The sequence below is a fragment of the Nocardia sp. NPDC127606 genome, assembly GCF_042671725.1.
Classification (GTDB): domain Bacteria; phylum Actinomycetota; class Actinomycetes; order Mycobacteriales; family Mycobacteriaceae; genus Nocardia.
The window spans coordinates 1,787,079-1,807,740 of record NZ_JBHXWQ010000001.1; the positions used below are offsets into that span (position 1 = coordinate 1,787,079).

Here is a 20,662-nt window from a genome sequence, read left to right on the forward strand (position 1 = left end):
GTGCCGAGGCCGTTCGTCTACGCTCGATCCTGCGGCGCGACGTACTCGAAGGTCGGGCCCGCGGTGGTGCGGCCGTCACCGCTGGGCATCTTCATGAGCGCTTGGGCCTGGGACTTCAACGCGTACATCGTCCCCACCGCGTCCCGCATCTGCGACGGGCTGCCGTTGAAGGTGTCCTCCAGCAAGTACAGCAGCAGGCAGTAGGTGTTGTTGAATTCCACCTGCGCGCGGCGGACCGCGCTGTCTTCCGGATAGTCGGCGGTGCGGGGGTTGGGGCGCATCGGCAGCACTTTGTCGGGGTCGAACAGGATCGGTTCACCAGTGGGCCCGGACTGCGGGGTGTCACCGAGCTGGAACCGCTTGCCTTCCTTCAGTTCGAGGAAGCGATAGTAATGGGCGACCTCGTCGCGATCGGGATGGAAGACGTCCTTCTCGCCGTCCCACACCTCGGTCCGCGCCGCGCCTTCGCCCTGCTCGACGATCTCGGCCAGCGCCGTCAGCGCCGACTTCAGATCGTGCACCGGAACGACCTGTCCGCCACCGCTGTTGAAGTGCATCTCGTTGAGCTGCCGACCGGGGTCGCCGCAGAAGACTGCATCCTCGCCGAGGGTGTCGACCAGCGAGATGAGACCGAGTTCGACGGCCGCGTAGAACTGCCCGATCGTGTGATAGCCATCGGATTCGGGTAGCGCGTCCGCCGAGGCGGGCCGTTCGATGTTCAAGAACAATTCGAGGGCTTCGGAACCGAACGGCGCGAGCTGTATTCGCACGGATCGATCGCTGTGCGGCAGCGGATGCGGATACGCGGGCAGCAATTCGGGCGCGTCGAGCTTGGGCTCGCCACCTACCGCATTGAGCAGATTCGCCGCCAGCGCCAAGTGCAGCATCTCCTCTACGAATACGCTGCTGATGACCTGTGCCGCTTCGGCATTGGCGCCCGGCTCCAGCGAATACAGGGCACACATGTACGGCGGTATGGTCGCGTGCTCGAGCTCGATCGCCCACTGCAGATGGCGACGCAGATCGTCCATTGTCTCGATGGCGTGACCCGTGCTGATGTCCATGATCGAACCTCGTCTCGACAGGTGTTCATGTGGTGTCGAAAACTAGGACAATGCGTCCGGGAGAACTGTGACAAGAACTTGCGACTCGCCGTCGCAACACCGGGCCGAGCTCGCGGGCTCGAACACGGCGATCGTTTTCGGGTCCGGCGGCGAGAGCAAGCCGCTGAAACAAGACCCAACCAAAACGCGGGGTAACCGCGGGGCCAGACACAATGAAACAGGTCAGGCCCGGTCTTAGACCGGGCCTGACCTGTTATTTCTGTGGGCCTAACGTGCCACAACCCGAACACCCTGATAGTGACGGGGCCAGCGATTCGGATCGAACCGGTCGGGGTTCGAGGGCAGGCGCCCCGACGGTCTTAAGCCGCCATCGTTGGCGCTGATTTGCAGTATCCAAGCAGTTGCGGATCACCGAGCGAATCGCACCTGAACTCAGCGTTTCGCCTCAAGTCTGTCTACCGCATCGCGCCCGATCGCTTGGTGTCTTAGCCAATCGGTAGGCAATGCAGTTGCACGTCAAACGGACGTTCTAGTCGTCGAGTTCGAGCATTCGGAGCTTCGTTGCCTCGATGAGGCTGTCGAGGCCATCGAATAGGCGTTGCAGCGCCAGCCACTGTGGCACATCAGGATCGAGACGGAGGAGAGCGCTAGCTACCTCAGAACGATACTTCTCGTGTCGGCTAAGCTCCTCGCTCAGCACCCGCTGCTGGTCTGCATTGGGTTTGCGACGGAAATCGCGGCCTAGGTCGTCGATCAGCTTCTCGGTCGTCGGATTGTTGAGATAGGCATCCACGACGTCCGGGTCCGAGAGATCGAGATCTTCGAACAGCATGCGATCGGGGTCGTACAGCGGTTCGTCAGTCATCGCGAATCACCCACGAATGCGCGCGCTTCGGCTGTCGACTGCCGGACCGGAACGACCCCATCATCTCCGCGTTGACGGCCGCCGACATAGCCAACGATCGACGGCTGCAACTCTCGCGTTGCCACCCTCTTGTCGATGCCAAGTGGTGCGGCAACATTCCCGGCGCTCGCGCCGCTACCGTTCTCGTCGCAAATCTGGATCGCGGTAGCTAAGACCGTCAGCCTCTCAGGTGTCACCATGGTCCCCAGTATGCGCCGGGACACCGACACGATGGCCGCTTGCGTATCAACCGGACAGCATGGTGCCGTCCAAGCGCGCGCCGATGGCAAGCGTCGGCGCGGTCACCGCAACACGGATACAGGGACTCGTCGGTCGCTAAACTAGGGGCTCCGCAGCAGCATCCGTAGACGATCGTGCGCCGACCGCGCTGCATAGGTGACGGTGAACTGGTTCCGTCTCAAAACCGTAGCCCCATCAACTGGCTGCACGACCGAACGGGAAACGGTGGGGTCCGACCCCACATGACAGGTCAGGACCGGGCCTGACCTGCTATCCAAGTGGACCTAACGCCAGGGCAGCAAGCTTTGGGGGTAGCAGCCGACAAAGCAACATCGGATGTTGCGCCCTTGGACTGCGGCCCGGGGGCGCAACCAGACTAAGTGACCAACGCAACCGCCAACCATCAACGTCCGATCGAGTATCCCGAGTTGTCAGCAGCGAGCAGCAATTGGCAAACTAGTAGAAACTACGCTTGAGGATGTCGGGACCATCAAAGGGATACGCAAATCCGCAACAGGGTCCGATACACCGATGGCAAGCTATAGGTTCGCCGGGTGACCTACCTGCCAGAATCTTAGTAATCATGCCTTCATCCATCTGCACCGCTTCTAGCCGCGCCAACGGATCGCGCGGGAATCGAACCATGCTAACTTCTTTCAACTCTATATCGCGATGAAGAACGCCAGGATAGCAGCTCACCGAGTCCCCCACAGCATGGTCACACGATTTTATGCCGCATATTGTACAAGTGCCATCCTTTCGATCTGCGGCGACTTCATACTTCTCATCGAGTTGATGCTCACATAAGTCAATATCTTCTGAGCAGATTGAGCAACACCGGACCGTATTCATTCCTGCCGAGAAACCTATGCGCAGATGCATCAACTGGAGTGCGCACACATCCCAATACTTGCTGTCTTTATACTCGGCAAAGCACCCAAAGACTTGACCCACCACTTCGGCGCATCGGTGCGCTTGGACATGAGCCATCTCCGCCAGGTTCGGAACATCGGATAGCTCGTCAAAAAAGTTGAATGCCGAAATTGCAGCATTTAAGGCTTGTCGCGTGCGGTCCTCTATTTCGGAGCGCCTTGGATGATCCCGCATCTTCCTCTTGAGTGGATACCATGACTTTTCTAAAGGCGGACTTGTACGAGAAATTGATTGCGGCGCATCTTGGCGATACATGCTATGACCAGGAATGTCACCGAGATCGCCAGTGAAACAATCGCTTAATTCGACAAGCGCAGTGCCATACTCTCTGTATGAACTTAGAATAGCAACACGACCATCATGTAAGAGTGCTCCCTCTCTTTGGCGACCTGCGGCCGGAAGTATTGGGACACCGGTTCGAATTATGCGCCCCCTCACGCCCATCCCGTTACTCAACGTCATTTTCTCCGCCGAGTTCTTCGGTACCGGAATTTTCCACCATGCCGAGCAGCGCTCTTTCAACTTCTTCAACAGGTCCGGCGATCTCAATTCCGCGAGCCTCGAATGATCCTGCATTCAAAATGGCCACCCTTAGGGTAACAATTTCTCGCCCGACGTCGTCAGTAGGAGCTAGCCCAAGCCGAGCCCGAACTCGAACTGTGACAGCAGTGACAGAAGCCTTCACAACATCATAGATAAGCGGAGTCACAATCGCGAGTCCGACGAAGGTGGTCAGTTCGCCGATTGCATATTCGCTAAGATACTTTCGCCGAGTTGATGGCATCGAAAAATCGGCGTCTGCCAACTGCCTTTTTACTAGCTTCAGCGTTCCTGCAACTTCTTCTTTGTATAATGCGATACCGGTGCCAGGATCAATTCGATCCGGTAGAAGTGCGAGCCTGGCGCCTGAACCAATCAAATGATCCACATCCCAAAGCTGCTCTTCGGGGGCCCATTCGCTGACAGTAGCACCGCTGGTCGGAATCACTACTACGTTCTCCTTATCCGTGATCAACGGTTTGGTGGGTACGCTCCGGCCGATACTACCCCGTGCCGAGTGATCGAGAAAACATGGAGGCAACGACGGCGCCAGGCTGCTAGCGCGGTCAGGGAAATACTTCTCCGATCCTATCTGCGAGCACAGGAACGCATGCACTAAAATTTCGGAAGATGGCAGATGGCCGCTTCATCCGTCGCTGCGCCTGTTCAATCTTGCTGATCAACGACTTCTCGCCCACAGTGAAGTCGCAATAGGCGGCCGCGCAAGTAAGATACATCATGTCAGTCAGGTCATTGCTATTCCACTTCGTTCGTCCATCGACCAGCTTCTCATGGAAAACTTCCCGGAATAGCCCCAGGTTCGGCATGACCGCCACATCCTGTTCCATAAACGACCGACTCCAGCGGCCCATCTCCTCAACCGATACCCCCGTGCTATGAGCAGCCTTAGCGACTTCGCTTCCGGTATCAGAGAAGAAGAACACATAGGTCCTCCTTCTCTTCATCGCTGATCCCGCGCCCTTTTCCGTTGCTAGCCAATCGGTAAAATTCTGATTGCGTTCAACCCAACCCGGTATTGGGTTCTGCTGCACCGCCTCACCATCAAGCATTGTGTCGAAATTGGCCGTCACCGCAGTCAATGCTGCCGAAGCGAAAAAGGAATGCTTTCGGACTACTTCAGGCGATCTTATGCCACTACTGATGGCATATGGCTCAAGAGTAACCGCGGGATGCGTAACCATTTCAATGCCAGTTTCGAGTCTCGAATGAAGCGAGGATAGTATTTCGTTCCGACGCACGGCGAGAGGATCACGGAGCTGCCAGCCTGCACTCAATTGCAGAATTGTCAATGCGAGAGTGTATCGTTCGCCGTTGTTTCTCCACTTGCATGTTTCGGACATGTGCGCAGAGGATAGCGGCAGAATGATCCGACCTGCGCTTGCTTGTTCGATCAGCCAGAGGGCAGCCTCATGTTCACGTGACTTAACTCCAGAAATAACGTACTTCGCCTTGTAGAGCGTATTCCAGTGGTTCTGGTCGAGATAGACCGTTGGCCTACCCCGGTGGGGGGAAAAGTCGCGTACCGTCGGCATCTCCGCGACGATAGTGTCGCCTCGAATAGTTTCGATAGTTAAGGTATTTTTTAAAGGGCGATACGTTGTACGGGAAATATAGGAGGTAACGCTGAATGGAGAGCCGCCATTCAACGCTTCCACCACAGGCGCGTAGCCAGGCCGCAAGATCTGGTACGTCGATGTCTCGCGGTCGAGGACAATGCTCCAGTCACCGTCTGCGAGGGGGTCTGTGTTCATAGCAACCGATGATGTCACCAATCACACTGCACAGACACAGATTATCGGGCAGAAGTACCTTCCCAACGACAGCAACATGGCACTAGTACTGCAACGGCACTCGGTTGGGGTAGTTCGCCTGCGTGGTGGTGGCTAGTTGGAGCGTAAGGACGGGTGGACGCCGACCGAACGAGCCTGTGAAGTCACGCCCGACGAGATGCGGCTGTTGCTGCGGCGGGCGGACCGGGATGTCGGCGGCGTCCACAGTTGCGCGGTATCCCGACTCGGGGCCCCGGGAGGCGCCCGTGACGTCCTACCGACACCCCGTCATAGAATCCCGTGACAGGTCCGTTCGAAGTGGAGCACCCGGCACCCGGGGCTTTCGCCACAGACTTCCCTCCTCTCTAGGGAAGCCGGTGCGCCGCGCAAAGGGATACGACGTCTCCCGGGTACCAGGTGCACGGATTACCATGCCCCGTAACTGTTTTCGGGCGTAACCCGGTTGTGTTCGGTCAGCGTTAGCGTATTGTAGGTGTTTGCCCATTTCAGGCACAAACAATGTAGGCGGCGATATGGTCAGAGGGCGGGAATGGACTGGTTTTGAAGCGGCGGCGCTACAAGAGGCCATGCGGTATTCGATGCGGGATTTCGCATCGCTACTAGGGATAGAAACCAGCACGGTTGCGAATTGGAGGAAGGGCCTGAGTGGCGTAACGCCTCGCACCAAGGTGCAGGCCATCCTGGACACGACCTACCAGCAGCGTGCAACCCCCGAAGACCGGGAACGGTTCGCGCAGATCGCGGCGGAGGGCGAGGCGGCATGGCGGGAACGGCATAGAAAGGACCAGCGGGCCGGGTCGCTGGAAGAGGCCGAACGGCATGATGCTCGTATGCCAGCATCTCTCGGGATCAGAGTCGGCATGGCTGACGTCGAACGAATTGTCAAGAGTATGGGCCGAATCCACGAGCTGCAATTGATGGCTGGCGGAGATCGGCTGTGCGAAATCGCAACCAATGAAGTGCGTTACGTCGAGCATCTCCTCGATAGCGGACGCTATAGCGACACGGTCGGTACGGCGCTCACCAGCGCGGCTGCTGAGATGATGACGGCTGCGGGCTGGGTTCACTACGACGCCGGTCAATGGAAATCCGCCAAACGGTACTACGCCGATGCAGCGCAAGCAGCCACCATGAGCGGCGACGGCATTGCCGCAGCCCATACCTGGATCAACGCCTCACTGTTGTCGTACCGTGAGGGTTCGCGACCCAAGGAAGGGGCGCGGCTTGCCCAAGCTGCCCAAATCGCCGCCGAACGGGAGGGCGGACCGAAACTGCGGGCCTTGGCTGCGATTCGCGAGGCGGAAGCGCACAGTGTTATCGGGGATCGTTCTGTGATGGTTGCGGCGGTCAATCGGGCACATCGGGCGCATGAATCAACCAAAGGGCACGATCCCGCCTACCTTGCCCACCTGCCGGAAGCGCAACTCAGCGGGCTGACGGGCTTGGCGTTCATGCGGTTGGGCGACCATGCTGAGGCCACAACGTATTTGAGATCCGCGATCGTCGGCACCGCCGCGTATCCTCGTGAACGGACTGCTTGGCAGATCCGGCTGGCTCAGAATTGCGTGCAGGCCGGAGAGATCGCCGACGGCTGTGGAATGCTGGTCGAGAACTTCGCCGAGGTCAGCACGGTAGCCTCAACCCGCCTGCAAACAACGCTGACCGGCATTGCCGACGATCTGCGCCACCATGTCGCGGTGCCGGAAGTGGGTCAGTTTGTTGAGCTGTGGACTACCCGGTGACCCACAGCGTCAAGTCGTTCCGCCACGCGCGTCCGTAGCAGGTCGTAGCGCTGTTTGGTGTGCACGTAGGACAGGCAGTAGTCGCGGGTTGAGGCGAAACTCTTGGTTTTCGGTGTCGGCGGAGAGAACTGGGTGTACTCCGGGAACTGTTCCGCGGTGAGATCAACCTGGATGCCGTCGATGAGGTTGATGTAGTGGGAGACGGTCTTTCCGCCGGGCATGGAGGCGGTTGTGTGGAGGATGTCACCGCCCAGATAGTCCTGTACCACGCAAGCTGTCACCGCACACTGACCTTTGGCGGCGTTGTCGTCGGTCCAGTCGGCAGATGCACTCGTCTCGGCCGACCAGGCGGATTGGAGGACTCGGCGGAGGGTTTCGAGGGGGTCGCTGCCCATGAGGACATGGTAGCCGCATCGTTCGCGCTGCTGGCCATCCCCGCCCGCCAACCTGTTCGCGCTCGCGGTGGTCACCACTTCTGACGCGGGAGCCCGTTGACCTGCCGATGTTTACGGCCGGGTGCGTTCCCGGTGTGGTTTCGGTGCGTTCTGGGTGTGGTTTGGAGGCCGCCCCCAGCCCCCGGCTCAGGTTGTGCGGGCGGTGCCCGGGCCGTCGTGGTTAGGCAGCTCGAGAGGGGCGGTGAACCCACCTCCGTGTCGAAGTTGACGGGCTCGTCGCTGCCGGGTGGGTGTTGATTTCGTGGTGTGGTCAATACGTGGGGAATTGCGTGGGGAAATACGTGGAGAAATACGTGGGGCGGTTAAACCGCCCCACCCTGCCCCTGGATATCCGCTGCTCACAGGCCATATCCCCGCGTGGATGTCATCCAGGATTGTCTATTCATACATAGTGAATAGACATCCGTGCCCAGCCCTCGCCGGTGCCCGCTGGTGTTCTCACCGATCGTGTGCAGTGGCTAGCAGTCCTTCCGCAACCGGTGCCGGTGCTGTCCTCAACGTCTCTGTTCGCTGTGCTCGTGTTCGCTGTGCTCGTGTTCGCTGTGCTCGCCGGCTGCGGCGAGTCCCGCACCCGAGCCCCTGCGCGGGTCAGCGTGCTGTGGGGGGCCGGTTCTGTTGGCGCCGAGCCGCGTTGGTGACGTCGTCGGACGGGTAGGCGACCGCTCCGTCAGCCGCGACCACAGCGAGCGCCCGAGGGTGGGTGGGTCGATGAAATTCATTCCGTGGCATATTCGATGATGAGTTTCCGTGCGAGATCCGGTGCGGTGGTCAAAACGACCCATCCGCACCCCGCGTATCCGCTGTTCACCGGCCACATATCCATCCGGATACCAGCAGGGATTGTCTATACATACTGACTGTATAGACATCCGTACACAGCACACATCGCCCGATTTCCGCCGCGATCCGATGTCGGGAACTCGCTCCTACCACCCTTCCCGGCGGCCTCCGCAGGAGAGGGCCACCTTCGATCTGAGACCCGACAACGCCTCCTACGACAACCGGCTGCTCACACCTTCACGACCACATTCGGCTCGCGCCGGTAATTCCGCGTCGAGTTGGTGCGGCCTGACGGCCTGTCCGCCGTGCTGTCGTCGGACGGGGGCGTCGCTGCGCTCGTCGCGGTCGCACAGCGCCCGAACGGCTTACGGGTGGGATCGTCCGGTTCCGGGGGCGTGTCAGCGCGACGGACCGCTCGCGACGTGTATCGGGGGTCGCGTGTGTCTATCGGTACACCCGCGAGACTCCGCACCCAGGTAACGATCTCGAGAACTTTCCGACCTCGGTGTCCCGAAACGACGGTTTTGCCGGTGTTTACGGACGAACCCCCGTCTGTCTCGTCGTCAGGAGCGCCAGTGACACCGGAGCCCAGCGACCCCACGAACCCCGACAACAACGTCACCCCCCTGCCCATTCATCGAGTCCGCCACCGCGACCGCGTCACCGTGGAACGGATCGAGACCACCCCGATCACACCCGAACAGAACCGGCGCGCTGTCACCGCACTCGCCGCGCTGATCAACGAATGGAACAACCGGCACGACAATCCCGAACAATTCCGCGATATAGCCGCGTGAATCGTTTCCCATCCCTGGATCCACATCGACGATCGATGGACAATAGCAGACGCAATATTATGCAGTAGAAGGGAATTCGACTCGGTATGGCACGACCCAGGAAGAAAAACGCGACCATTCAACCCGCTCGGCTCGACACCCTCGAAACAGTGCGGGTCGGGATCTATGTCCGGCGCTCCACCGATGATGAACATCAGCCCTACTCGATCGAAGCCCAGGACTCCCGCCTCGGCTCCTACGTCGATTCCCAGCCCGGCTGGCATGTCGTGATGCGCTTCGCCGACGACGCCTCCGGCGCGAGCACCGATCGCAAGGACCTGCAACGCGCCCTACAGGCAGCCGAAGCCGGGCTGATCGACGTGCTGCTCGTCTACCGCGTTGACCGGTTCTCCCGCAACCTGCGTGACCTCGTCGAACTACTCGACGACCTCGACAAACACGGAGTCGTGTTCCGTTCCGCCACCGAACCGTTCGACACCTCCACCCCGATGGGCCGCATGCTGGTTCAGATGCTGGGCATGTTCGCCCAGTTCGAACGCGAGACCATCATCGACCGTGTCGTCGCGGGCATGGAACGCAAAGCCGCCAAAGGGCTTTGGAAAGGCGGACGACGCCCGTTCGGCTACCGACCCGACACCACCGGCGACACCCTGGCCCCCAACCCGGCCGAATCCCCCGTCGTGGCCTCGATCTACCGCCTCTACACCCGAGACCGACTCGGTTCCAGAGCCATCGCCACACTGCTCAACCAACGAGGGCACCGCACAACCAACGGCGGTACCTGGTCCGGCCACCAAGTCCTGCGCACCCTGTCCAACCGCGTCTACCTCGGCGAGCTCACCTTCCGCGACATCACCGTCGCCGACTGCCACCCACCACTGATCGAACCCGAACTGTTCGCCGAAGCCGAACGCCTACGCCTCGAGCGCGGCGAGGACCACGCCCACCGCGCCGCCAACGCCTCCGACTACACCCTGACCGGGCGGATGCGCTGCCCCACCTGCGGCACCGCCATGATCGGCACCCGCGCCCACGGCAAAACCAAGGTCTACCGCTACTACACCTGCCACAACCGCACCCGCTACAACAGCACGAAATGCGGCGGCTACCGACTCAACGCCGACCACGCCGAAACCGCCGTCCTCCACGCCCTCGCCACCTTCTACCGTGAGCAGCACACCCTCATCAACGACGCCGTCACCACCGCCCAACACCTCCACAACAGCGGACGCCAAGCCCAGCAAGACGAACTCGCCGCCGTCACCACCAAGATCACCGACACCACGGCCAAGATCGACCGCTACCTCACCGCGTTCGAGAACGGCACCATGACCGCCGAACTCATCGGAGACCGCCTCACCAGCCTGCGCGACACCCACCGCCAACTCACCCACCACCGCGACGAACTGACCGCCAACCTCGACACCGCACCCACCGGACCCGACACCGCCACCCCGAACCAGGTAGCCGACCACATCACCGATATCATCACCACCGGCAGCGACACCGCCCGCAAAACGCTCATCGAAACGCTTGTCGCAGAAGTCAAGATCACCGGACCCGACACCATCATCCCCGTGTTCCGCATCCCCGAACCACCCACCACCACAATCACCCCGAACACGAAAAAGGCCCTGACCAGCGTAGAAACGCCGACCAGGACCGTTAAACCAAGTGTTCGTGCAATGACAAACTTGGTGGAGCTAACGGGACTCGAACCCCTGCCCCCCACGCAGCGGTTGGTGCTGGAGCTCAGATCGAGTAGCCATCGACTATGACCAGGTGTTTTCCAGTTGCCCATGTTTTGTGTGTCCTGCCGAGGGCACCAGAACTTCTCAGTCAGGCATTGCCGAGTAGGTCACCACGAGTGGGGCGTGATCGGAGAGCCGCTCAGCGGGTGACGGTTCCTTGTCGACGACGACAGACGTGGCGAGGCGGGCGAGACCGGGTGTCGCGAGTTGGTGGTCCACTCGCCAACCCACATCCTTGGCGAACGATTGACCCGCCCAACTCCACCAGGTGAGTGGACCCGGGCGATCGCCGTGCACCTGTCGCACCACGTCGACGAGCCGACGCGTGCCGAGAATCGAACTGAACCACTCGCGGTCGGCAGGCAGGAATCCGTCCATCGTGCGGGCGGCACGCCAGTTGGTCACATCGTGCCGGGTGTGCGCGATGTTCAGATCCCCGGTGAGGACGAACTCGCGTCCCGCGCTCAGCGCCGCGAGCCGGTTCCGGTGCACTTCGCGGGCGAACGCCGCGAAGAACCTCTGCTTCCGTTCGTACTTGACCCCACCGTCGGGCTGTTCGCGCATAGATCCCGGGCGCTGCAGATGCGAGGGCAGACCGCCCTTGGGGAGATAGAGACAGGCCACCGTCACCGGTCGGTCGGCCAGGTCGACCTCGATATAGCGTCCCTGTGCGGCGAACTCACCGAGTCCGCGGGCCCGGGGTGGGTGGGTCACCCACGTCCGCACGGCAGCGGCGGAAACCCTCGTCAGTACGGCCACACCGTTACGACCGGCCACGCAACCCACGTCCACCGCCGCCGAATAGCCCGCGAATGTGCCCACATCAGATGCGGGACAACGCAACTCCTGCAACGCGACCACATCGACCGACCGCGCCCGCAACCACTGGTCGAATCCACGACGACGTGCCGCGCGGATTCCGTTCACGTTGAATGTGGCGACAGTGAGAGAATCAGCGACCGACGAACCCATGGCAACACTGTGCCGGAGTCCCCCGTCCCCCGCTCGGGCAGCTCCGGTACGCGACCTCGGTGGGGGCCGGGGAGGTCGGCGAACTGGTTTTCCTCGCGCAAGCCGATGGATGGGACCGCGTGTTCTCGCCTCCCCCCAACGGCACTCGGTTTATCGACGCCGAAGCACTGGCAGCTCAGACCGGATATCCCGTGCGGTCCGAGTTCAAGGTCCCCGACACCTCGGACCTGCTCCCGCCACCCGGCACCTTCGATGCTGCCGTGCATGTCATGCTGAGGTTTCGCTTCAATCATTAGTCGCCCAGAGCAGATCCCCAGGTCACGCGTCCCGTCTTCGATGTGCCCCGCCGTGGGTACGTCGAAGACGGGTACAGGAACCGATTCGAACCGGCGGTGCGTGAGTATCAAATCGATACGAACCCGCGATGACCAGGCATTTTACAGTTTCTCATGTTTTGCGTGTCCCGCCGAGGGCACCAACCTGCGACCACATTTCCGCAGTTCAGGGCGATGTTGGCACTGCAAAGCTAAATAGACCTCACAAGAAACCCCAGGTCACCCGTCGCAGGTTCGCGCCCTAGGTAACTCGCCCAGATGACCGCGGCTGTCCTCCGGGCCTTCCGCACGTGCAGCATCTGGCAACTCCTGACTCGGCGATACCTCCAACCCCGATACCGTCGAGTCGGCGGGGCCGACCTGTTCCTCGCCAGCCATACCGACGATTGTCGGCCATCCACGCACCGAGCGTGGCACCTATGCGAACGTTCTGACCGACGAGCTCACACAACGCGGTCCGAGACCACCTACACTTCGCGACGGCAGCCGATGACCGTCGTGAACCGGTTCCATACAAACGCGGTACTGAATGCCCGGAGTAGAGCGAGCTTTCGACGCTCGCGGCCATCCACCGAAAACCGCGCAACACCTCTGGATCGCCAGCACGAAAGCCGAAAAACGCATGTCAATCAGTTACCCCTGGTACGAGCTCCAGGGAAACACAGAGCATGGGAAACCAGGCCGGGAGCCGGGAATCAGTACCCGCCGACATCCGATCAACCCGTCTGCCAATTCAATCGCCGCATACGGGGCAATCTGGTCGCTGGCGCTTCCCGAGTCGAACACGGCCCAAACGTCGCCGAGACCGTCGATCAGCTTTTCGATCTGCACTGCGGTCGATTTCGGGACTTGCGGTTTACGCTCCAATTCTGTGGCGGCCGTTGCTTTTTCAGCCTGAGCCGCGTTCATCGCTTCGACCAAGGTCATCGGGACGATACTGGTTTCGATCGCGGACCGATTTCGTTCCAGCTTAACCTCCGCTTCCCGACTGCGACCACATAGAGATTCCTCCTTGAGACTCCTGTGCTCCGAGTTGTGAGCCTCCACCAGCATCACAATCGTCTGCTTCCGCAGATGACGGTCGAGCAGCCTCGCCAGCCAGCCGTTCCGCGGCCCCAGAAAGTACGATTCGTCAAGCTCATCGGTCTGGGATGTTCGGCTGACTTACACCACGATGCCTCGCTCGTGTCTACGAACGCCACCCGCTCCGCACCGAAACCATGATCCAGCTCGTCGCGATGATCGAACTCATGGCCGCCGCATCACCGGCGAAGCTGCCAACTGGCGCGGAACCTGCCCGGACCAAACACCAACCCACCGACCGAGCACTCAGTCAGGGGCTGCAATCGTTTTCTCGAGCACGGCACCTCGCGAACTACGGTTCACCGTAGTGGAATTCAGCTCCTCCAGGCCATCGGCGAGGTAGCCGATCCATCCGGACGTCTCTTCCTGCATGGTCTCTTGCACTTTGCTGCGCAGGCGCTCGACCACGGCGAGGAGCTCCCGCAGTTCTTCTTTCCCGAGCTTGGCTTCATCGAGCGTCACCAGCGCGGCGACCCATTCGGATTGGGCCCGGGCCAGCGCGTGCTGGAGGGTGATCCCGGTCCGTGCAAACCGGCTCCAGGAGGTCGAGTGGCCGAAGACGCGGTCGAAGAGCACGCACCCAGCGCCGATCGCGAGGAGGACGAATCCCCAGTCGGGAGCGATCAGGCTGGGTGACGCGCCATGGACGAGCGGGATGATGCCGCCGACCACGACGGCACCGACTGCGATGCCCCGCAGCAGCCGCGACCACTGCGCGGGGCGCCTGCGCTTGGTGAGGTACCAGTCGATCGCCTCGATGGTATAGCGCTCAACATGGGTGAACAGAGCGGTGACGGTAGCCAGCCGGTCCTCCGGCAGCGCCGTACCTACTGTGAACGAGGAGAGCTTCAGGTCCTCGATCTGACGTCCGAGGGGCATGGGTTGCGCCTTCCGCAGCGTGGCCGCGGGGCGGCCAGTTCCAGGGACGATGAGGTGCGGTGTCGCGCTGCCCCGGTGGGACGGGCCAGCAGGCGGAGCTCAGAGGTCCTCGACGGCCAGGTGGGTGAATTTGCCGGCGGTGAGGCGCTCCAGCTCCTCGCAGATCATGCGCCATCGGCTCCGCCTCACAGTGATACGGGTCTCGTCGATTACCTGCTCGCAGAGGTTGTCCAGGATCGCCGTTACCGCCAGCTCGGCCGAAAACTCGCGGTCGCTACGGCTCAAGAACGCCTCCAGCGCTCGGATGACCGGGTGGGCGCAATTGAGGAATACCCGAGGCCGTTCGGTCGTCGAGGTCTCGACGCGGCGTCGCTCGATGCCCTGGACCCGGGTGACCGACCTCGAGCCACGCTGCCGGGGCAACGTAAGACAGAGGGACGGGCCGAATGCCGTGCTCTCGGAGAGCGCGAAGTCCGAACGTAGGAGCCGCCACAGGTTCCCGGTGCGGGACTCGGGTAGGACTGCCTGGAAGTTCTCGGTGAGCTGCGGGATCGAGTCGAAGGCTCTCAGCGAAACGTCGTGCGGCCAGGCCCGCTTGAGCAAGATGATCTCGCCGTCGTTCATCGCGACCAACCACTGATCGATCTGCTCGGCCCGGACGAAGGCGGAGAAGACCGGAGTCTCCGTGAGCCCCTTCCGCACAACGATCGAGCAGACGTGGGGGTCGACCTCGGATAGCAACAGGTGGCGCACGGTACCGTCGGCCGATTCGACAAGCGCCGGGCAGTTCGCGAAATACGCCTCGGTGCAGGCTCGATCCAGCTCAGGGTTCTTGTGGAACCCGGTGGTCCACCGATAACTGTAGCTGCGTGCAGATTGGAAGGTGTCAATGAGAGCCTGGACTACCGCGCGGCGCCGATCTTCCGGATGCCGAGCACGGGATGATGCCGCTCGCATCAGATCGGGCACGAGATGGACGAGTTCCTTGACGACGAGCTCCTCGATCTCGTCCTGAAACTCCTCAGCGGCCCCAAGTTCGTTGCGGGACGCCAGCACCGGCGCGTGTTCGCGGGCGAAGTCGATGGTCATGTAGACACCGCTGAGATTCAGATCGAGGTCAGACGCTTGGTACCTGGTCGAATCGCCGTCCTTCGACGGGCGCAGTCCCTTGCGCTCGCTAATGCGGACCCCATCGGCGGCGAACGTCAGCGAAGTAAAGCCGATGTCATCGAATTTGGGCAACCCGGACTTCCCCACTTCACGTCTGCTCTTGCGGCGATGCGGCTGGGGGTCATACAGGAGCTCGACTTTGAAGCCCGCCTCGTAGGCTCCGAGCTGGGCGCGGCCCTCACGGGTGAGGACGTTCCAGCCAGCCAGCGCGCTGTCGTCGTGCCACCTTACAGCCGAGAACGTGGCCAGGGAGCTCGGAATGCCGGGAGCGGGCGAGGCGTGTATGACGTCCGGCAAGTAGGCGAATAGATCTTGCAGTGCGGCTTTGAACTGGGACGCTTTGAGCGGCTCGGCCAGTGTCACGGTGATCTCGGTGCCGATGTCGCAGGTGGTGAAGTCTGTGTAGAACGGCCGGTCGGGGGCAGTGAACTGGACCTGGACGCCGTCGACGGGACGGCTGCCCGAAGTGCGGGTGCGAACGTCCACCTCCGCGGCAGCGCTGAAGACAGAGGCGAACCCGATCCCGAAACGCCCGAAGAACGCAGGTATGTCGGCGGGCTGCTGGACCTCCGCAGAGCTCCGCCAGCCGGAGCGCCCGAGCACCGAAAGCTGGTTCACCACCTGCTGATAAGTCATCCCGATACCGTTGTCGCGGATGACCACGACGCGTTCGTTCCGCCGCTCGACGTGGACGGCGGGGGTGTAGTCGTCCTCGCCACTCTTCGCACGCATGGCCGTAGCGTCCACGGCGTTTTGGATTAGTTCTCGGAGCCACACGTGCTGACGGTCACCGTAGAGTGCCCGGCCCATCAGAATCTCCGTCACCGGGCGTGGGTCGACCCGGATCTCGTGGTGGTTCACGCTTCGATCCACCCAATTGGGCGTGTCGAGCTCGAACCTCAGCAACGGGTGGATCAGCTGCCACTTGCGCCATAGGTCATCCAGCTCGGTGAAGTAGCGGCGGACGGAGTGCAGGGCTTCAGAGGCCAGGTGGAAGGTGCGGCGGTCGGTGGTCGCGAGGTCGAACACAAGGACATCTCCGCCGTTCGGGGTCTCGTGCACGGAGAGCACGTTTCGACCGCGCTGGTCAGCTGTCAAGGTGCCCTCGATCAAGCCGGGGCTGTCTAGGAGTTGGGCCAGCCGGGCGAGGCCCCAAAGGTAGACGAAGGCCTTCGCGACCGGTGCGCGTCGCAGGTCGCCAGCGGTCCGGATCCGGCTCGGCTCTGCGATGCTGACGTGGTCGACCGCCCGGAGCAGCTCTGCCAGGTCGAGCACCCCAGTCGGCGAAGCTCCCGCGAGCCGGTCTGCATCCTGCTTGAGCCGCGAGGCGACGCTGAAGTCGGCCTGCGCCTGGATCCCACCAACGGCGTGGGCCCGTACCACCGACAGCTCGGCGAGGACGTACGCGAACGCAAACGAAGGGCCGTCCAGGAGATAGGGAGCCAGGCCTTCGTGGCGGTCGACGAGTTCGACAGACGCCTGGAGCATGTCAAGGGCATGCCGCACATCACGGTCGCAGGAGGTGAGCTCCAGTACCCTCTCGCGCAACCGGATGATCTCCGGCAGCGTTTCGCCAAACCGGGAACGCGCCGCCGTCCCCGTCCGTCCCGCGGACTCCACGCCCACCCGGCGCGGCTTGAGGACAGCCGTCGGAGGTCTCCCGTCATCGGCGTAGACGTCTGTGAACTCCTTGAACGACTGGGAGTAGACGCTGTCGTATTTGAAATACCTCACGCGGCACTCGCTGGTTGCGATGTCGATGGCGCCGACGGTGTAGCCACGGGGATAGCGCGCAGAGTCGTCCCCATGCGGCCGTCCGAACAGCAGCATCGAGGGGATGCGCAAGAAGGTGGAGTGGGGCGAGCTGAGCTGCCCGAGCTCGCGCGGACTGTGGACGTGTCCGAAGAGCCCGACCTGGTAGTTTCGGCGCAAGCTCTGTACCGCCGGATCGCAAACATCCTCGTTCAGCCACTCGAACGGGTGGTGCTGGGCGACGAGCGTGAAGTCGGCGTCCTTGTCGGGCTCCGGGGTCTGCTCGATAGAGAGAAGCAGCCGACCGCGGTCGTCCTCAGTTGGGCTGTCCGCCGTAGGGTAGAAGCCCGCCCAGGCCGAGTTCAGGCCCAGTACCGTGAGCTTGTGGCCCGCCACGGTAACGGTGTGGGTCCAGCGGTAGGCGTCGTCAGTCCCAGCGGGGCCCCACTGCGCCACAAAGTCGGAGTAACCGCGGAACGGGTCTGCGAAGTTCGCGCGATTGCGTGGGTTACCAAGGAAGGCGTCGACGGCGGCCGCTTCCGCCAGGTCGGTGACCAGCCGACTCTGCTTTATCAGCGCCTCGTCACGGTCCATGTCATGGTTGCCCGGGACAAAGAGCAGCGGAACGTCGTCGCCGAGCAGTTCACGCAGTGGCGCTATGAGGTGCTCTCCGACCGAGTCGTACTCCTTCGACTGGCCGGAGTACGCGATGTCGCCGGTGAAGACGGCGAAGTCGGGACGCCCCGAGGCCACCACGGACTCGCGGAGGTGCCGTAGCAGGTTGTCGACGTACCGCTTCAGCTCCGTGGACGGATCGACCGGCCAGTGCAGGTCCGATAACTGCCACCACGTCAACTCACCCCGAACCACTGATGGCTCCTTGCTTCCGACGGCTTACGAATGTGCGGTCCCGTGTTCTTCCGGGAGAGTACTCGACGACTCGGACAAGAGCGGATGTTGGTGTGTGGCTGGCGATCTGACGAATCGGAAGGGACGGCGGACCCAATCCGGCCCCGCCGATCACCCCACAGATTCGACGGGATCACCTCGCCGACCACGTACCAGGAACGGCCTGAGCCCGGGCTACTCATTGCCGAAGAGCGCTTTCAACACGCTGACCGTCAAGCTGGCCAACGCCATTGCCGCTACCGGCGTGCTGGTCAACGCCGAGTGCCCCAGTGAGACGACCTCCCATCCGGAGACCAGTGACGAGCAAACGCTCGGAGCCCGAGCAAAGCGTGAAAGGCGTTCTATGGGGCAGTGGGTGACCGAGGTCGAGACCGAGCCGATCGACCCGGCGCGCCTCGCAGCGCTCGGTTGGACCAGCCGATCCGGGCTCATCACCCAGCACAACATCATGGAGAACTACCGGCTCACCGCACGCAACACCATCGTGTTCGGCGTCCGCCAGATCGAGCGTGCCGCAGGCTATCCGCTTCCCGAACGCCATCCCGAACCGGCGGTGGTCGCCGATCGCGCGCGTGCGTTCGAACGACGCTTTCCGCCGCTGGCGGACGTCGCGATCGATCGGGCCTGGGGCGGTTGGATCGGGATCACTTCGACCTGGCTACCAGTGGCCGGCACGGTCGGCGAGGACGTTTACTACTCTCTCGCGTGCAACGGCCACGGTCTTGCACAGGCCACCTACATCGGGTCCCTGATCGGGGATCGGATCGCCACCGGCATCACCCCGGACGATCTGCGCACCATCTGGGTCGACGAACCGAAATTCGGCCACGCAGTCCCCATGATCATGGGGCGCCTCGGGCTGCGCGCGGCATGGACCGCCGACAGGTTCAACGACATGATCAACGGCAGCAAGCGCAACGCGCGCAAGGGATTCGCCACTGCCCCACGTGGCTTTGCCGCCCCCGTCTAGAGCGAACCTGCGACCGCCCTCGCGCCAGGCAATGGATCCAGGACTTCTAGCACCCACCCATCCCCCAGGTTGGGACGCTGGTGCACCGCAATCCCCCACCCGGGGCTACGGTCTACCAGCGTCGGTCGCCGGTGCTTCTACGATTTTTCTACGAATTTCAGACGAGTTTGCACAGGAAATTCCGGGAAGTGACGGGTAGCTTCAGGACTGCTAAATAGTCTTCTACCTGCGCAAACATAGAAATCGCGGGAAGAGTCGGGCAGCTTTGGGAACCTGCGGAAACGCTGTGCCGAATTCATGACCTGTCAAGCCTTGTCGCGCTCGAGACGTACGGAACCCAATCCATTCCCTTGTTGGCGCGGCCAACGGCTCCGGCGCGAGCACTCCGCCCGCCGTCCGCTCCAGCCGACCCCAACTGACCGGCACCGACCCGACGGCACGGTGACCTACGGCGTCAGCCACCTTCGCTACGTCTGGCCCGCGGAGTGCGATCTGATGGCTCAGTTGGCCGGGTTGTCGCTGGAGGGCGCACCGCAGACTGGCTCGGTACTCCGTTCACCGGCGACAGCGAGAACCATGTGTCGGTCTGGCGTAAGCCGCCGGACCGACCCATCGGCTAGCCCTGCTCTTCGGGTTTCGATATCGCCGTCGAGCTGACGTCGGGGGCGATGCGGCGGGAGAATCCGGTCAGTACCTGGCCCGGGCCCAGTTCGACCAGTTCGTCGTAGCCGTCGGTGGCAGCCCGTTGGACGGTCTCCACCCAGCGGACCGGGGCCAGCAGTTGGCCGCGCAGGAGCGCGCGGATTTCGGTGGGGTCGGTGACGTAGTCGGCCGTGACCGCGCTGAGCACCGGAACGAGCGGCGGCCGGAGGGTGTAGCGGTCGAGTTCGGCGCCGAATTCGGCGGCGATGTCGGCCATCAGGGGCGAATGGAAGGCTCCGGCGACTTTGAGCCGCACCACTTTCGCCGCGCCGGCGGACCGGGCGAGGTCCTCGAGGTCGGCTACGGCGGTGGCGGTGCCGGAGACCACGGTCTGGGTCGGCTGGTTGTAGTTGGCCACGCCGACGACGCCCGAGGTGACGCGGGCGCACAGCTTGTCGACCTGCTCGGCGGGTAGGCCGATGACGGCGCTCATCGCGCCGTCGTAGCGGCGCGAGACCTCGGCCATGAGCTCGCCGCGGCGGCGGACCAGTTGCAGGACGGTGTCCTCGTCGAACACTCCGGCGATGGCCAGGGCGGTGAACTCCCCCAGGCTGTGACCGGCGACCGCCGCGGGCGGCAGTCCACGCTGGGCGCGGACCGCGCTGAGGGCCAGGCTGGTGGCGACGATCGCGGGCTGGGCCACGTCGGTGGCCCGCAACTGCTCGGCGGTGCCGTCGACGCACAGCTGGGTCAGCGGGATACCGAGAATGTCGTCGGCGCGGCGGAAGACCTCCTCGGCCACCGGGTAGTCGGTGATCCACGCGGCCATGCCGGGCCGCTGGGAGCCCTGTCCGGGGAACAGTGCCAGGGTCCTGGGACCTGTCGCCAGCTGGTCGGGCTGTTCTCGGATGAAGACATCGACGGTCATGAGTT

At 62.5% G+C, this 20,662-nt stretch carries 14 protein-coding genes; 4 read left to right on the forward strand and 10 right to left on the reverse strand.

The features are described from left to right. Window positions 1-17: 17 nt before the first annotated feature. The 4 genes from ACFVJ5_RS08385 to ACFVJ5_RS08400 form a co-directional block, all read right to left on the reverse strand. The gene (locus ACFVJ5_RS08385; RefSeq protein WP_379219199.1) at window positions 18-1,064 is read right to left on the reverse strand and encodes a ferritin-like protein; all 1,047 of its coding nucleotides are present in this window, start codon (window positions 1,062-1,064) and stop codon (window positions 18-20) included. A gap of 529 nt (window positions 1,065-1,593) precedes the next feature. Beyond that, entirely contained in the window at window positions 1,594-1,929 is a 336-nt protein-coding gene (locus ACFVJ5_RS08390; protein WP_379219200.1) for a hypothetical protein, read from the reverse strand. Window positions 1,930-3,589: 1,660 nt separating this feature from the next. Beyond that, window positions 3,590-4,129, reverse strand: coding sequence for a hypothetical protein (locus tag ACFVJ5_RS08395; protein WP_379219201.1), 540 nt, complete (start codon window positions 4,127-4,129; stop codon window positions 3,590-3,592). A gap of 118 nt (window positions 4,130-4,247) precedes the next feature. Continuing rightward, window positions 4,248-5,453, reverse strand: coding sequence for a hypothetical protein (locus ACFVJ5_RS08400; protein ID WP_379219202.1), 1,206 nt, complete (start codon window positions 5,451-5,453; stop codon window positions 4,248-4,250). A gap of 515 nt (window positions 5,454-5,968) precedes the next feature. Between ACFVJ5_RS08400 and ACFVJ5_RS08405 the strand changes: the two genes are divergently transcribed. After that, window positions 5,969-7,234 carry a hypothetical protein gene (locus ACFVJ5_RS08405; protein ID WP_379219203.1) on the forward strand — a complete coding sequence of 422 codons (1,266 nt, stop codon included), beginning with the start codon at window positions 5,969-5,971 and terminating at the stop codon, window positions 7,232-7,234. Here the strand turns inward: ACFVJ5_RS08405 and ACFVJ5_RS08410 are convergent. Then, the gene (locus ACFVJ5_RS08410) at window positions 7,204-7,704 is read right to left on the reverse strand and encodes a hypothetical protein (protein WP_379219204.1); all 501 of its coding nucleotides are present in this window, start codon (window positions 7,702-7,704) and stop codon (window positions 7,204-7,206) included. The two genes, ACFVJ5_RS08405 and ACFVJ5_RS08410, sit on opposite strands and share 31 nt — an antisense overlap. 1,340 nt (window positions 7,705-9,044) lie before the next feature. Between ACFVJ5_RS08410 and ACFVJ5_RS08415 the strand changes: the two genes are divergently transcribed. Beyond that, a complete protein-coding gene (locus ACFVJ5_RS08415) occupies window positions 9,045-9,266 on the forward strand; it encodes a hypothetical protein (protein WP_379219205.1) in 222 nt (73 codons plus the stop codon). Between the two features lie 86 nt (window positions 9,267-9,352). Beyond that, window positions 9,353-11,044: a recombinase family protein gene (locus tag ACFVJ5_RS08420; RefSeq protein WP_379219206.1), complete on the forward strand. Its 1,692-nt coding sequence runs from the start codon at window positions 9,353-9,355 to the stop codon at window positions 11,042-11,044. A 57-nt stretch (window positions 11,045-11,101) separates the two neighbouring features. On the opposite strand, the gene ACFVJ5_RS08425 is transcribed toward ACFVJ5_RS08420, so the two are convergent. The 4 genes from ACFVJ5_RS08425 to ACFVJ5_RS08440 all read right to left on the reverse strand — a co-directional run bounded on the left by ACFVJ5_RS08425 (window position 11,102) and on the right by ACFVJ5_RS08440 (window position 18,078). Beyond that, a complete protein-coding gene (locus ACFVJ5_RS08425) occupies window positions 11,102-11,989 on the reverse strand; it encodes an exodeoxyribonuclease III (RefSeq protein WP_379219207.1) in 888 nt (295 codons plus the stop codon). Between the two features lie 968 nt (window positions 11,990-12,957). After that, entirely contained in the window at window positions 12,958-13,251 is a 294-nt protein-coding gene (locus tag ACFVJ5_RS08430) for a hypothetical protein (RefSeq protein ID WP_379219208.1), read from the reverse strand. A 402-nt stretch (window positions 13,252-13,653) separates the two neighbouring features. After that, complete coding sequence (locus tag ACFVJ5_RS08435; RefSeq protein WP_379219209.1) at window positions 13,654-14,286, reverse strand: SLATT domain-containing protein; 633 nt, start codon at window positions 14,284-14,286, stop codon at window positions 13,654-13,656. Window positions 14,287-14,385: 99 nt separating this feature from the next. Then, window positions 14,386-18,078 carry a metallophosphoesterase gene (locus ACFVJ5_RS08440; protein ID WP_379219210.1) on the reverse strand — a complete coding sequence of 1,231 codons (3,693 nt, stop codon included), beginning with the start codon at window positions 18,076-18,078 and terminating at the stop codon, window positions 14,386-14,388. A 220-nt stretch (window positions 18,079-18,298) separates the two neighbouring features. Here ACFVJ5_RS08440 and ACFVJ5_RS08445 point away from each other — a divergent pair, with 220 nt between their 5' ends. Then, entirely contained in the window at window positions 18,299-19,087 is a 789-nt protein-coding gene (locus tag ACFVJ5_RS08445; protein WP_379219211.1) for an NAD(P)/FAD-dependent oxidoreductase, read from the forward strand. 616 nt (window positions 19,088-19,703) lie between these two features. On the opposite strand, the gene fabD is transcribed toward ACFVJ5_RS08445, so the two are convergent. Next, window positions 19,704-20,657, reverse strand: a complete 954-nt coding sequence (gene fabD, locus ACFVJ5_RS08450) for an ACP S-malonyltransferase (RefSeq protein ID WP_379219212.1) — start codon at window positions 20,655-20,657, stop codon at window positions 19,704-19,706. Window positions 20,658-20,662 lie beyond the last annotated feature (5 nt).

Excerpts from the sequence above, each read along its gene's own strand:
- ACFVJ5_RS08385 (WP_379219199.1), bottom strand. The coding sequence starts at position 1,064 with ATGGACATCAGCACGGGTCACGCCATCGAGACAATGGACGATCTGCGT.
- ACFVJ5_RS08390 (WP_379219200.1), bottom strand. The coding sequence starts at position 1,929 with ATGACTGACGAACCGCTGTACGACCCCGATCGCATGCTGTTCGAAGAT.
- ACFVJ5_RS08400 (WP_379219202.1), bottom strand. The coding sequence starts at position 5,453 with ATGAACACAGACCCCCTCGCAGACGGTGACTGGAGCATTGTCCTCGAC.
- ACFVJ5_RS08420 (WP_379219206.1), top strand. The coding sequence starts at position 9,353 with ATGGCACGACCCAGGAAGAAAAACGCGACCATTCAACCCGCTCGGCTC.
- ACFVJ5_RS08425 (WP_379219207.1), bottom strand. The coding sequence starts at position 11,989 with ATGGGTTCGTCGGTCGCTGATTCTCTCACTGTCGCCACATTCAACGTG.
- ACFVJ5_RS08430 (WP_379219208.1), bottom strand. The coding sequence starts at position 13,251 with ATGACCTTGGTCGAAGCGATGAACGCGGCTCAGGCTGAAAAAGCAACG.
- ACFVJ5_RS08435 (WP_379219209.1), bottom strand. The coding sequence starts at position 14,286 with ATGCCCCTCGGACGTCAGATCGAGGACCTGAAGCTCTCCTCGTTCACA.
- fabD (WP_379219212.1), bottom strand. The coding sequence starts at position 20,657 with ATGACCGTCGATGTCTTCATCCGAGAACAGCCCGACCAGCTGGCGACA.